General features: G+C 56.0%; 14 protein-coding genes. 5 read left to right on the top strand and 9 right to left on the bottom strand.

From position 1 onward, the window contains the following. Positions 1-315: 315 nt before the first annotated feature. The 6 genes from MKJ04_RS00715 to MKJ04_RS00690 form a co-directional block, all read right to left on the bottom strand. Entirely contained in the window at positions 316-1,314 is a 999-nt protein-coding gene (locus MKJ04_RS00715; RefSeq protein ID WP_241638305.1) for a beta-ketoacyl-ACP synthase III, read from the bottom strand. Between the two features lie 142 nt (positions 1,315-1,456). Then, the gene (gene plsX, locus MKJ04_RS00710) at positions 1,457-2,398 is read right to left on the bottom strand and encodes a phosphate acyltransferase PlsX (RefSeq protein ID WP_241638303.1); all 942 of its coding nucleotides are present in this window, start codon (positions 2,396-2,398) and stop codon (positions 1,457-1,459) included. A gap of 52 nt (positions 2,399-2,450) precedes the next feature. After that, entirely contained in the window at positions 2,451-2,648 is a 198-nt protein-coding gene (rpmF, locus tag MKJ04_RS00705) for a 50S ribosomal protein L32 (protein WP_241638302.1), read from the bottom strand. Positions 2,649-2,696: 48 nt separating this feature from the next. Further along, positions 2,697-3,239, bottom strand: coding sequence for a YceD family protein (locus MKJ04_RS00700; RefSeq protein ID WP_241638301.1), 543 nt, complete (start codon positions 3,237-3,239; stop codon positions 2,697-2,699). Between the two features lie 67 nt (positions 3,240-3,306). After that, complete coding sequence (gene pdxA, locus MKJ04_RS00695; protein ID WP_241638300.1) at positions 3,307-4,329, bottom strand: 4-hydroxythreonine-4-phosphate dehydrogenase PdxA; 1,023 nt, start codon at positions 4,327-4,329, stop codon at positions 3,307-3,309. A gap of 6 nt (positions 4,330-4,335) precedes the next feature. Then, positions 4,336-5,769: a leucyl aminopeptidase family protein gene (locus tag MKJ04_RS00690; RefSeq protein ID WP_241638299.1), complete on the bottom strand. Its 1,434-nt coding sequence runs from the start codon at positions 5,767-5,769 to the stop codon at positions 4,336-4,338. A 157-nt stretch (positions 5,770-5,926) separates the two neighbouring features. Between MKJ04_RS00690 and rsmA the strand changes: the two genes are divergently transcribed. The 5 genes from rsmA (at position 5,927) to MKJ04_RS00665 (ending at position 10,243) form a co-directional block, all read left to right on the top strand. Further along, a complete protein-coding gene (gene rsmA / locus MKJ04_RS00685; RefSeq protein WP_241638298.1) occupies positions 5,927-6,709 on the top strand; it encodes a 16S rRNA (adenine(1518)-N(6)/adenine(1519)-N(6))-dimethyltransferase RsmA in 783 nt (260 codons plus the stop codon). 3 nt (positions 6,710-6,712) lie between these two features. Beyond that, the gene (mgtE, locus tag MKJ04_RS00680) at positions 6,713-8,068 is read left to right on the top strand and encodes a magnesium transporter (protein WP_241638297.1); all 1,356 of its coding nucleotides are present in this window, start codon (positions 6,713-6,715) and stop codon (positions 8,066-8,068) included. A gap of 116 nt (positions 8,069-8,184) precedes the next feature. Next, positions 8,185-9,117 (top strand): NAD(P)-dependent oxidoreductase, encoded by a 933-nt coding sequence (locus MKJ04_RS00675; protein WP_241638296.1) that lies wholly within the window; start codon positions 8,185-8,187, stop codon positions 9,115-9,117. A gap of 250 nt (positions 9,118-9,367) precedes the next feature. Then, positions 9,368-9,841 (top strand): transcription elongation factor GreA, encoded by a 474-nt coding sequence (gene greA / locus MKJ04_RS00670; RefSeq protein ID WP_241638295.1) that lies wholly within the window; start codon positions 9,368-9,370, stop codon positions 9,839-9,841. Between the two features lie 3 nt (positions 9,842-9,844). Beyond that, positions 9,845-10,243: an HIT family protein gene (locus tag MKJ04_RS00665; RefSeq protein ID WP_241638294.1), complete on the top strand. Its 399-nt coding sequence runs from the start codon at positions 9,845-9,847 to the stop codon at positions 10,241-10,243. 101 nt (positions 10,244-10,344) lie between these two features. On the opposite strand, the gene MKJ04_RS00660 is transcribed toward MKJ04_RS00665, so the two are convergent. The 3 genes from MKJ04_RS00660 to MKJ04_RS00650 are packed head-to-tail and all read right to left on the bottom strand — an operon-like array spanning position 10,345 to position 12,948. After that, on the bottom strand, positions 10,345-11,343 hold the full coding sequence (locus MKJ04_RS00660) for an MlaD family protein (RefSeq protein WP_241638293.1): 999 nt from the start codon (positions 11,341-11,343) through the stop codon (positions 10,345-10,347). After that, positions 11,344-12,117, bottom strand: a complete 774-nt coding sequence (locus MKJ04_RS00655; RefSeq protein ID WP_241638292.1) for an ABC transporter ATP-binding protein — start codon at positions 12,115-12,117, stop codon at positions 11,344-11,346. It lies immediately after the preceding gene. Positions 12,118-12,129: 12 nt separating this feature from the next. Next, the gene (locus tag MKJ04_RS00650) at positions 12,130-12,948 is read right to left on the bottom strand and encodes an MlaE family ABC transporter permease (RefSeq protein ID WP_241638290.1); all 819 of its coding nucleotides are present in this window, start codon (positions 12,946-12,948) and stop codon (positions 12,130-12,132) included. Between the last annotated feature and the right edge of the window lie 225 nt (positions 12,949-13,173).

Genomic DNA, 13,173 nt, shown 5'->3' with positions numbered 1-13,173 from the left:
GGCCCTCTATTTGTATATTTCCGGTGCCATGCCAGTGGCAGCCGATAGGCAGGAAATGTACACAGTGCCGAGCGGGAAAACGCGCCCTAGCTTAAGAAGGGCCCCTACCCCAGGCGTGGAGCGCAAAGCAAGCTATGAAAACAAGAAGTTTCAAATCTTGATATCACCGCGATGTTTCCGAGATCACGTTAACCTGTCAATAAAACCTTTCAAAATGGAATGTATGATAACTGGTAAGCACGGCTGAGCCATACATAGGCAATAAAAAAGGCGACTATAGAAAGTCGCCTTCGGTATGTTCATCAGGATGAATGCTTATTTAGGATCGTACGCCCATTTCAGGTATATCGAGCCCCAGGTAAACCCGCCGCCAAAAGCTGCCAGTATCACGTTGTCGCCTTTCTTCAGCTGGTCCTCATACTCCCACAGGCAAAGCGGAATAGTGCCGCTGGTGGTGTTGCCGTATTTGTGGATGTTGAGCATCACTTTGTCGGAGCTCAGTCCCATGCGGTTGGCAGTCGCCTCAATGATGCGCTTGTTTGCCTGGTGCGGCACCAGCCAGGCCACATCGTCGCCGGTCAGGTTGTTGCGCTCCATCACCTCCGCCGACACGTCGGCCATACCCTTCACGGCGAACTTGAACACCTGCTGGCCTTCCTGGAAGGCGAAATGCTCCCGTCCCTCCACCGTTTCGATGGTAGCCGGTCTGCGGCTGCCGCCTGCCTTCATGTGCAGGAACGGGGCACCCGTGCCGTCAGACTTCAAAATCTGATCCTGCACGCCGAGGCCCTCGGTGTTAGGCTCCAGCATCACGGCTCCGCCGCCGTCACCGAAGATGATGCACGTCGTGCGGTCGGTATAATCCACGATGGACGACATCTTGTCTGCCCCAACGATGATGACTTTTTTATACTGCCCGGACTCCACGAACTTTGCGCCAGTGGCCAGCGCGAACAGGAAACCGGAACAGGCCGCCTGCAAGTCGTAGCCGAAGGCGTTTACTGCGCCCACTTCTGCCGTGATCAGGTTGGCGGTGGCCGGGAACACCATGTCCGGGGTGGTGGTGGCGCAGATCAGCATGTCCACTTCCTCGGGCTTTGTGTTCGTTTTTCTGAGAAGTTCCTTTACTGCCGGTATGGCGATCTGGGAGGTGCCCATGTTCTCGCCCTTCAAAATGCGCCTTTCCTTTATGCCGGTACGGGAGGTGATCCATTCGTCGTTCGTATCAACCAGGGTCTCCAACTCCTTGTTCGTCATCACGTATTCCGGGACGTAGCCACTCACGCCAGTTATGGCAGCAGTAATTTTACTCATTTTGATCCTTCTTAGGGTGATTATGTTTTGTGGAGGGCAATTTAATAAAAAAAACTTGGCATAACCTGCCGGTTCCTTAAAAAGAATCCCCGGTGCAGACTATGCCAAGACTTATGTTGCGAAGCGCGTGTAAACGTGACTGTTACACGCTGTAGTTTTTCTTGAAGCGCTCAGAAATGTTAGAGGCCACCATCTTCTGGGCCTGCAGCACCATGTTGCACACCGCCCGGGGGCTGGATACGCCATGGCCGATCACGGCATTGCCGTTGATGCCCAGAATCGGGCTTCCGCCCTCCGCCTCGTAGTTAAACTTGTCGAAGAACGGGTCGCTGATTCCTTTTTCATTCAGGATGTCGTAAAGCGACTCAGCCATCTTCACGATGATGTTGCCGGTATAGCCGTCGCACACAATCACATCCGCCTTGTCGTTGAAGAGATCGCGCCCTTCGATGTTGCCGATAAAGTTAATGTCTTTGTTTGCCTTCAGGCGCTGGTGGGCAGCCTGCGTGTTCACGGTACCCTTGCCTTCTTCCTCGCCAAGGTTCATCAGGCCCACCTTGGGGTTCTGGATATCCAGCACGTACTTGGCATAGATAGAGCCAATCTCCCCAAACTGCTCCAACACTTCCGGCTTGCAGTCGGCATTGGCCCCCACATCCAGAATAACGCCCAGGCCCCCATTCAATTTAGGCACAAAGCCCGCGATAGACGGCCTCAGGATCCCCTCAATCGATTTGACGCTGAACATGGCACCCACCAGCATTGCGCCGGTGTTACCGGCACTGCAGAATGCGTCAGCTTTCTGCGCCTTCAGCAAGCCATACCCTATGGCAATGCTTGAGTCCGGCTTTTGTGTAAGTGCTTTGGTAGGGTGTTCGCCCATTTCAATTACCTGCGAAGCATGCCTCACCGAGATATTGCTGCCAGTGTAACCGTACTCGCGGAGCAGATTGTGAATGACGTCCTCCTTGCCGATAAGCAGGATTTCCTCGTCCTCTCTGAGCTCCTGAGCAGCCAGTACTGCACCCTTTACAATTGCCTCAGGTGCAAAATCGCCGCCCATAGCGTCTAAAGCGATTCTCATTTAGTGGGGGTGTTATGGAGTATACAGAACTATAACTTGAGCAGGCTACTGCTTACTGCGCGTTAGCTGTATAGTTTTTGATTGCCAGTTTGCCTTTGTGGAACAGGTCTCCTTCTACCACATAAGCGTGGTGGTACAGGTGGGGCGTGTCCGTGGTAGGGCAAATTGCAATGGCTTTCTCAGAGAGCTTCTGGTGAGTTCTTCTCTTATCTCTTCTGGTCTTCGAAATCTTACGTTTAGGATGTGCCATTTTTAGTTAATAGTTTACTTTGGTTTATGCTTATGTTTCTGTAATTCACTAATTTAAGTTGCGAAGCGCATCCCAGCGGGGGTCTGCCTCATCGTCGTCATCGTCCTCGCTGTCGTCTTCACTTCCCCGCGTTCCGGAAGTGTAGATCAGGATATCCTGATCGTCATCCGCATCGGTTTCCTCCACAAAGCGCGGGTGCAGCTTCTTCATCGGCACGGCCAGCCCGATGTAATCGTAAAGGTGCTGAGCGATGTTGATAGACTGCGTGTTCGACGTTATCTGCCAGAGGTCCTCGTCCAGCTCGGCGTTCTCGTCGCCATACCGGATGCGGAACGTTCCGTCTACCTCCAGCGGATAGTCAAACTCATCCAGGCTTCGGTCGCAAACCAGGCGAACCTGGCCCCTGATGTGCATGTGGAAGGTAAGCAGCGACTCCGTCTTGTCCAGCTCCACTTGTGCCATCAGGTTGCCGCCCAGAATGATCTCTTTCCCGAACAAATCGAAGAAGGAGTCATCCAGTTCAAACTCATACAAGTGCTTCTTGTTGCTGAGTTTGGCGATGCCGATTTCATAGTCTCTTAGCTTCTTCACAACCGACTTTTTATTGCAAGATGCAAAATTAGAAGATATTTCTGATAAATAAAATTATCTATCCTATTTATACTGCGGGCATTTCGGCCTCCTTTCGCATCCGAACGATGTCGTAAGCCAGAAACAGCGCCTCGCGGAATGAGGTTTCGCTGGCAACGTGCTTAGCGGCAATGTCGTAGGCGGTGCCATGGTCTGGGGAGGTGCGCACTATCGGGAGCCCGGCAGTATAATTCACGCCGCTCTCAAAGGCCAGCGTTTTAAACGGAATCAAGCCTTGGTCGTGGTACATGGCCAGCACGGCGTCCACTTGCTGGAACTGGCGCATCCCGAAAAAGCCGTCGGCGGGGTAGGGGCCGAACACCAGGTGGCCGCGCTCTTTCATGTGCACAACGGCCGGGCGGATGATCTCCTCCTCTTCGCGGCCCAGCAGGCCCTGCTCCCCGGCATGCGGGTTCAGGCCCAGCACCGCTATGCGCGGCTTCAGAATGCCGAAGTCTCTGCGCAGCGAGTCCAGCAGAATAGTCATTTTCCGGAGCAGCAACTCCTCCGTCAGGCGCGTCGGCACGTCTTTCAGCGGCATGTGGCCTGTTACCGTGGCCACGCGCAGGCCGCCGCTCACCAGCAGCATCAGGCTCTCTGGCGCGTCGAAGTAAGCGGTCAGGAACTCGGTATGGCCCGGGAACCGGAAGTCCTCGGCCTGTATGTTGTCCTTGTTGATCGGGGCAGTTACGATACCGTCCAGCAAGCCCGCCTTCAGGTCGCGGCTGGCGGCCAGCAGCGAGTCCAGCGAGGCCCGCCCGGACTCCGGTGTCGGGTGGCCCGGGTTAACCTCCAGTTCGTTCTCCCAGCAGGAGATGGCATTTATCTTGCGGGGCACCAGCGCCTGTGCCGAATCTACCTCCTGAAAGTTGAAGTGCTCTGCATTCAGGGCTTTTCGGACGTGCTTCAGCAGGTCTGCCGAGGCATAAATGACCGGGATGCAAAAGTTAAGGATACGCTGGTCGGCCAGTGTTTTCACGATTACCTCCGGGCCTATGCCGTTGGTGTCTCCGATACTGATGCCGAGTCTGATTTTGTTGTTCTTATCCATGGGGGGTTATCGAGCAAGTGCGCTTAGGAAATTATAAACTATCCGAACGCCGGAACCGGTGGCCATTTTGCCACGGTAGGAGTCTTCGCTGTGCAGGTAGGCGGTGCCCGCAATGTCAAAATGTACCCACGGGTAGTCGGTGAACGCCTCCAGGAACTTGCCGGCCGTGATATGCCCTGCGTCCGGCCCGCCCAGGTTCTTCAGGTCAGCTATGTCAGACTCCAGCTGTTTTTTATACTCGTCCCAGAGCGGAAACTCCACGGTGCGCTCATGCGTGGCATCGCCAGCCGCTTTCAGGGCCGTCATGGTTTCTTCTCCGGCTGTGCCCATTATTGCCAGTCCTTCCTTGCCCACGGCACGCATGGCAGCGCCTGTGAGGGTGGCAAAGTCAAGCACCAGTTCCGGGTCATACTTTTTGGCAAAGCTCAGGGCATCGGCCAGTATCAGGCGCCCTTCGGCATCGGTGTTCATCACCTCCACGGTCAGGCCGCTGTGCATCGTGATCACGTCGCCGGGGGCCACCGCGCCCGGGCCGGGGCGGTTGTCGGTGGCGGGCACCAGGCCAATGATGTGGAGCGGGAGCTTGTTTTTAGCCACGGCATACAGCACACCGGCCACCACGGCCGCGCCTCCCATGTCGGATTTCATGAAATCCATCGACTGCGGGGTCGGCTTCAGGCTCAGGCCTCCGGTATCGTATACCACCCCTTTGCCCACCAGCACGATCGGTTTGGCGTTTTTGGCGTTTTCCGGTTTCCACTCGAGTATACTGAAGGTGGCTGGTTCCTCGCTGCCCTGGTTTACGGCTATCAGGCCGCCCATCTTCAGCGACTGTATCTTAATCAGGTCCAGGACATCGGTTTTGAAGCCGGCCTCTTCGCCCAGATCCCCAAACTGCTCGGCCAGTTGCGTGGCGGTCTGGTGGCTGTGCGGCTCGTTCACGAGGTCGCGCACGGTGCATACCGCCTCCAGCACGTTGGCCAGCTCGGTTACCGCTTGCTCGCCCACCTGCTCATCGGCGATGGTGATGGTCTGCAAGGCGTTCGGCTTGGCATCTTTGGTCTTGTGCTTTATAAACTGATAGTTGCTCAGGAACAGGCCCTCGGCCAAAGCCAGGCTCGCCTCCGAGGCGGTTTTGTCCAGCACGGTGATGTGCGCTGTCTTTGCCGCGTTTAACTGCTTGAGCAGGGTATGGCCCGCCTTCCGCAGCGCTTCCTTCTTCAGGTTTTCCGTCTTGGCGGAAGGGGCAACGACGATGTATACCTGGTTCTCGTAGCGGTTCAGGCAGATCAGTTTGGCCTCCTGTGCCAGTTGCTGCTGCACGTATGTCTGCTCGGCTGGCTGCAGCTCTGGCAGCTGGCTGGCCTCGTCGGCGGCAACCACAATGGCGAGGTTGGCGTTTTTAGCGAAGCTTGTATCGTATTTGAGTTGCGTTGGCATTTGTCGTTCGTATCTTTGAGGCTGCAATATAGCAAGTATAATACGGAATCCGAAAAGCGGCTGGCCGCTGTGGCCTGGCTGTTCCGGCACCTTGAGAGTATAACGGGTTTGCGCCGATATGTATGCATCAGCGGCCCAAAACCATAAAAAACACCACGTGGGCAACGTAAAACCAAAGAAGCACCTGGGCCAGCACTTTCTGGTGGATCAGAACATTGCGACAAAGATTGTGGAGCAGCTGACACTGCACCAGGGGGTGAAGGATGTGCTGGAGATCGGGCCGGGTATGGGCGTGCTGACGCAGTACCTGTTGCAGCACGAGGCGTACCGCACCACGGTGGTGGATATTGACCGCGAGTCGATCGCCTACCTGCAGGAGCATTTCCCGCAGCTCGGCGACCGGATCATCTCGGCCGACTTCCTGAAGACGGACCTGAGCACGCTGTTCCCGGGCAAGTTCGCCATCATCGGCAACTTCCCCTATAATATATCAAGCCAGATTTTCTTTAAAGTGCTGGAGCAGCGCGACGTGGTGCCGGAGGTAGTGTGTATGATCCAGAAAGAGGTGGCCGAGCGCCTTGCCTCACCGCCGGGCTCCAAGGCCTACGGCATCCTGAGCGTGCTACTGCAGGCGTTTTATACCATCGACTACAAGTTTACCGTGAGCGAGCATGTGTTTCATCCCAAGCCAAAGGTAAAGTCAGCGGTGCTCAGCCTGCTACGCAACGAAGTGGAGCGCCTCGACTGCCGGGAGGACCTGTTCAAGCAGGTGGTGAAGCTGAGTTTCGGCACGCGCCGGAAAACGCTGCGCAACTCCCTCAAAACCTATAACCTTCCGCCGGAGGTTACAGCCGCGCCCGTCTTCGACAAGCGGGCAGAGCAGCTGTCGGTGCAGGACTTTGTGGCCCTGACAAAACTTATCGAGCAGAACTTACAGTAGCCCATGCAGCAGGTAGAGATCACACGCGAGTACATTGAGCAGGTAGAAGAGGCTATCGAGCGGAAGGATAGCGACTTTATCCTTACCACGATGGCCGATATGCACCCGGCCGACGTGACCACCGTGCTCTACGAACTGGACACGAACGAGTCGAAGTACGTGCTCGACCTGCTTCCCCCCGACACGGGTGCCCAGATTCTCAGCGACCTGGACTACGATATCCGGACCGATTTCCTGGGCTATTTTACCAGCGCCGAGATTGCCCGCTACGTCAACCTGATGGACTCTGACGACGCGGTGGATATCCTGAACGAGCTGTCGGTGCAGACGCGGGAGGAGGTGATCGCGCTGCTCGACAACGAGGAGAAAGCCGAGCACATCCTGGACCTGCTGCATTACGAGGAGGACTGCGCCGGTGGTCTGATGGGAAAAGAGCTCATTAAGGTGAACCTGAACTGGCGCGTGCGGCAGTGCATCGAGGAAATCCGGCGGCAGGCCGAGAACGTGGAGCGCATCTATACCGTGTACGTGACCGACAACCGCGACATACTGGTGGGCCGCGTGAGCGTTAAACGGCTGCTGCTTACCCGCGACGATACCCCGGTAAAAGACATCTACAACCCCGATGTGATCTCCATCGAGTCGTTTCGGGATGAGAGCGAGGTGGTGAACGCGATGCAACGCTACGACCTGGAGGCCATACCCGTCGTGAACATACAGGGCCGGTTGCTGGGCCGGATCACCATCGACGACGTGGTGGACGTGATGCAGGAGCAGGCCGAACTCAGTCGCCAGCTGATGACCGGTATAACCGAGAACGTGGAAGAGGACGACAGCGTGTTCCGGATCTCGCGCTCGCGGCTTCCCTGGCTTATCATCGGGATGGTAGGTGGCTTGCTGGCGGCCCAGTTCATGGGCCTGTTTGAGGCTGATATCGCCATGCTGCCCGCGGTGGCCTTGTTCGTGCCGCTCATCACGGCCACGGGCGGCAACGTGGGCATCCAGTCGTCTTCCATCATTATCCAGACGCTTTCCTCTAACGCCGTGATGTTCGAGAACTTCGCCCAGCGTATACTGAAGCTGGTGATGGTGGCGTTCCTGAACGCCCTGATCATCTCGATTCTGGTGTTTGCTCTAACCTATCTTTTTCGCAACGAGCTGAAGCTGTCGATCGTGGTGTCGGTGGCGCTGTTCTCGGTGGTCATACTGGCCTCACTGATGGGCACGATCACCCCCATGGTGCTGGACAAGTTCGGCATCAACCCGGCTGTTGCCGCAGGCCCTTTCATCACCACGGCAAACGACCTTTTGGGGTTGGCCATTTACTTCGGCATCGCACACGTGCTGTATAATTTGTAATATTTACGAAATTAGCGCTGCAGGGCAAGGAGAGAAGTAGATCCTACGTCCGGTTAGCAAAGTGCCTGCTCAACCCCTTTCAACTTATCGAAAACCTTTAAAGCATTCTCTTCATTATGCGCATCCTGATCATCGACGAGATTCACGAGAGTATTTTCTCCATGCTTGAGCGCATCGGCGCGGAAGCCGATTACAGGCCGGATATAAAGCCGGAAGCTGTGAAAGAGGCTTTAGCGGGCTTCGACGGCCTGATTGTGCGCAGCAAAATGCGCATCAACGCCGATACCCTGGAGCTGGCCCATACGCTGAAGTTCGTGGCGCGGGCGGGCGCTGGCGTCGATAACATAGACGCGCAGGCGCTGCAGGCGCGGAATATCGCGCTGCTGGGGGCTAACGAAGGCAACCGCCAGGCGGTAGGGGAGTTTACCCTGGGGCTGTTGCTGGGGCTGGTGCGTAACATCTCGCGAAGCCATACCCAAGTACGGCAGAAGGTATGGCGGCGCGAGGAGAACCGCGGGGACGAGGTAAGCAGCATGACGGTAGGCATCGTCGGGTATGGCAACATGGGCCAGAGCTTTGCGCAGGTGCTGCGCGGCTTCGGTTGCCGCGTTATTGCCTACGACCGTTTTGCGCCGGAGAAGATACAATTGCCCACAGTGCAGGTGTCGCTGGAGGAGATGCAGGCAGAGGCCGATGTGGTCAGCTTTCACATCCCATACATCCCCGAAAACCTGGGTATGGCCAACGATTCCTTTTTCGAGGGTTTCCGGAAGCCTGTTTGGTTTCTGAACACCTCGCGGGGCGATGTGGTGGACCAGGCCGCGCTGGTGCGCCAGCTCCAGTCCGGCAAGGTGAAGGGAGCTGCCCTGGATGTGCTGGAAAACGAAAAGCTCCATACCCTCAACCCGGCGCAGCAGGAGAACTTCGCCTTCCTGGCTGCCGCCGACAACGTGATCCTGACACCCCACATCGCAGGCTGGACCCACGAATCCTATGTGGAGATTAACAAGGTGCTGGTAGAGAAGATCCGCAAAGTGATAGCGGTGTAGGCAATCAACAATAAAATTACCCACTTGCTACTTGTGTCGCAAAATTTGTATATTTGCTAAACAGCAGAGTGCCGGGAGTTGCCCGTGCTTTGAGGTATAAGTAAATTTTAGCGTATGCCATACGTTGGCGCTGCAGGTTGTTGTCGCCGCATCAGATTGAAAAAATAATTGTACATATTTGGCAAAAAGAACGGTTATGCAAGCCATAACCGTTCTTTTTGTTTTTGTGTTTTAAACGTGAGAACTGACTATGAGCAAGATTTCTTATTACACAGCTGAGGGTTTGCAAAAACTAAAAGACGAACTGGCTGAGCTCAAAACGAAAGGCCGCTCCGCCGTGGCCCACCAATTGGCTGAGGCACGCGACAAAGGTGACCTGAGTGAGAACGCGGAATACGATGCCGCCAAAGACGCGCAGGGCCATCTGGAGCTTAAAATCTCTAAGATGGAAGAGATTGTGGGCAATGCCCGCCTGGTTGATGAGTCAGGCCTGGATGCCAGCAAAGCCCTGATCCTGTCGAAGGTGAAGCTGAAGAACCTGAAAACCAACACCGTGGTAGATTATACCCTGGTGGCCGAGGAAGAGGCCAACCTGGCGGCAGGCAAGATCTCGGTGAAGTCGCCGATCGGGAAGGGCCTGCTGGGCAAGTCGGTGGGCGACGTGGCCGAGATTACCGTGCCCGCCGGAAAACTGCAGTTCGAGATTCTGGAGATAAGCCGTTAAGCCATGGAAGCGTCCATATTCACAAAGATCGTAAATGGGGAGATCCCCGCTTACAAAGTGGCGGAAGACGACCGCTATCTTGCCTTTCTGGATGTGTTTCCGACCGCCAAAGGCCATACCCTCGTGATTCCCAAACAGCAGGTAGACTACCTTTTTGACCTCGACGACGACCTATACCTCGGGCTGATGGCTTTCGCCAAGAAAGTGGCCCTGGCCGTGGAGCAAGCCGTGCCCTGCAAGCGCATCGGCGTGGCCGTGGTTGGCCTTGAGGTGCCGCATGCCCACGTGCACCTGATTCCGCTCAACAGCATGCAGGACATGAACTTTGCCAACAAGCAGCAGTTCAGCAAAGCGGAGTTTGAGGACGTAGCCGACAAGATTAAGGCTGCCTACAAGGCATAAAACAAAGCCTATACCTAAAAAGGGGCACATGCAACCAAGCTGCATGTGCCCCTTTTTAGGTATAGGCTTCCTCTTGTTTACTGCTGCGGAGCCGGGATTTGCTATTGTTGCTTTTGCAGTTCTTCCAGCCTTTCTTCCTCTTCCTTTGCCTGCTTTTTAAAGAAACCCCGGAACAGGATGTTGCTCTGGAGCGCCTCCATGTTCTGGTCAAACTTCTCCGAGCTGGTCTCCAGGTTCTGCATGGTGTTTTTCAGGTTGCGGGCAAACTCCTCGTCTGTCAGCAGCACGCCCATGGCGTTGCGCTCGTTGTTGAGTTTGGCGCTGGTCTCGCGCAGGTTCTCGGTGAGGGCCGCGGCAGAGTTCGTCGCCTCCTGCAGCTGCGCCATAGAAGAGCGGAGCTGGCTGTATACCGTGGTGTCTGTCAGCGCCTGGTTAGCCAGTCCGCCGGGGGTGTTGAGCTTGGCCGTGAACTGGTTGAGCGCCCGCGAGGCCCGCGCGGTGTTTTGCGTGGTCTGCTGCAGGTTGGCTACCATGGCCCCGATGTCGTTGGCAAGCGTGGAGTCAGTCAGGAGCTTGCCCATGGTGCCCTCGCCTTTGGTAAGGCCGGAAGTCAGCTGCTTGATGTCGCTGGTGATGGCCGCCAGGTTGTTGTTGTTCTTCTGCAGCGTCTCTACCAGTTCGTCGGTGTCGAGAGGGTTGACGGCCGTGATGCGGTCACCGTCCTGCACGGGCGGGGCCTTCTGCGTGCCGCCCTCAATCACGATGTTCTTGTTGCCGATAAAGCTCTCGGAGCTGATGCGGGCCACGGCATCCTTCCGGATATACTGCTGGGCACTCTCCTCCACGCTCAGCGTCACCTCTACCTGGGAGTCGCCGTAAAACTCGATCTTTTTGACCGTCCCGATCTTCACGCCCGAGAACCATACATTGTTACCGGATTTCAGGCCCGCCACGTCATCAAACACCGCCTTTAGCGAGACAGAGCTGATGAAGCGTTTCTGCTGCCCTGCCAGCATGAAGATGCCGGCAACCAGAATAACCAGGCCCACTAATACGAAAATCCCGACAAGTACGGAGCGTTTATTATCTGCAGTGCTCATTTAGTCTATGAAATTGTAATTGTAAAATGCTTTAACTCGCTCGTCCTCTGTGGCGAAAACCTCGTCAAACGTGCCCTGGCGCTTAAACTCCCCGTCCAGGAGCATGACCACGCGGTCGCCCACGGCCCGGGCGCAGGTCAGGTCGTGGGTGATGATGATAGAGGAGGTGTTAAACCGCCGCTGCACCTCGTTAATCAGCTTGTTGATCTCGATACAGGTGATGGGGTCCAGGCCGGCGGTTGGCTCGTCGTAGAGCATGATCTCGGGCCTGAGGATGAGGGTGCGGGCGATGCCGATGCGCTTGCGCTGCCCCCCGGACAGCTCGGAGGGCATCTGGTGCATGGCCTGCGACAGGCCTACCGCCTCCAGCACAATATCGATCACGCGGTCGCGGTCGTGCTGGTTCATTTGCTTGGAGTGGCGCACCAGCGGAAACTCCAGGTTCTCCTTCACGGTCATGCTGTCGTAGAGGGCGCTGTTCTGAAACGAGAAGCCGATCTTCAGGCGCAGGGCGTCCATCTGGCGCGGCGTGAGGTTGTTGACGTCCTCGCCGAGCACGTTGAGCTCCCCCTCGTCGGCCTGCAACAAGCCGGAGATGATCTTGATCAGCACCGACTTGCCAGTGCCCGAGCGGCCCAGCACCACCAGGTTCTCTCCCTTATACAGGTCCAGGTCCACGCACTTGAGCACCTCGAAATCGTCGAAGGCCTTTTGGAGCCCCCGGATCGCGATCACTTTGTCGTCTCGGTTTATGTTTGGGTTTATCTTCTTCATGTCGGCTAGAGGCTATACAGCCCGAATGGCATTCACAACCTGCATCACCAGCAGCTCTTCGATAAAGACAAGGAACATGGCCGTCACCACCGACGAGTTGGCCGCTTTGCCCACTCCCTCGGTGCCCTTAGACGAGTTATACCCCTTGTAGCAGCCCACCATCCCGATGGTGAAGCCAAACAGCACCGACTTCACCGACGAGGCGATGATGTCGAGAAAGGTGATGGCGTCGAACACCTGCGTGAAAAAGGTGGTGATGGTGGTGAGCTCGTTCTGGTGCACGTTGAGGTAGCCCCCCAGCAGCGCCACAAACGTGGTATACATGGTCAGGGCCGGGATCATGAAGGTGGTGGCCAGCACGCGGCTCACGACCAGAAACTTATACGGATTGGTGGCAGACACCTCCATGGCGTCTATCTGCTCGGTCACGCGCATCGAGCCCAGCTCGGCCCCAATGCTGGAGCCCACCCTGCCCGAGGCGATGATGGCCGTCACCAGCGGGCCCATGGCCCGCACAATCGCCACCGAGATCAGGGCGGGGAGGAGCGAGGTGGCCCCGAAGTCGCGCAGCGAGGGCCGCGACTGGTTGGTGAACACGATTCCGATGATAAAGGCGGTGACCGAGATGAGCGGAAGTGAGCGTACGCCTACCTCGTAACACTGCTTGATAATTTCCTTAAACTCGTAGGGAGGAAAGAAAACCTCCTTGAAAAAGCGCAGGTTGAAAGCGTAAATGCTGTGAATCTCCAGGAAAATGCGGTCAAACCGACGGGATATGACGTATTTGCTTGTACTGGTTTCAGGCGTTTTTTTATTTGTGCTTGGATCCATTCGTTGTCAGATGAAAACCGGATTGGTCAGAGTAATAGCTTCCGGCAGCAGGAGCAATCAGTCAAAAGACATACCCCACATACGGCGCGAACGAAGCACAAGGTTGTAAAAGAATCCGGTGAATCACAGCAAAGGTATAAATTAACTCTGTAACCTTCCCGTGCCCAAAACCGGCAAAATTTATCGAACCTAAGGTTTCCGCCCTGCGTAAGCGTAGCTTTCCAC

The organism is Pontibacter sp. E15-1, from assembly GCF_022601975.1.
GTDB lineage: Bacteria > Bacteroidota > Bacteroidia > Cytophagales > Hymenobacteraceae > Pontibacter.
The sequence above is the reverse complement of the archived record's forward strand: the minus strand, read 5'-3'. Positions and strand labels throughout refer to the sequence as shown.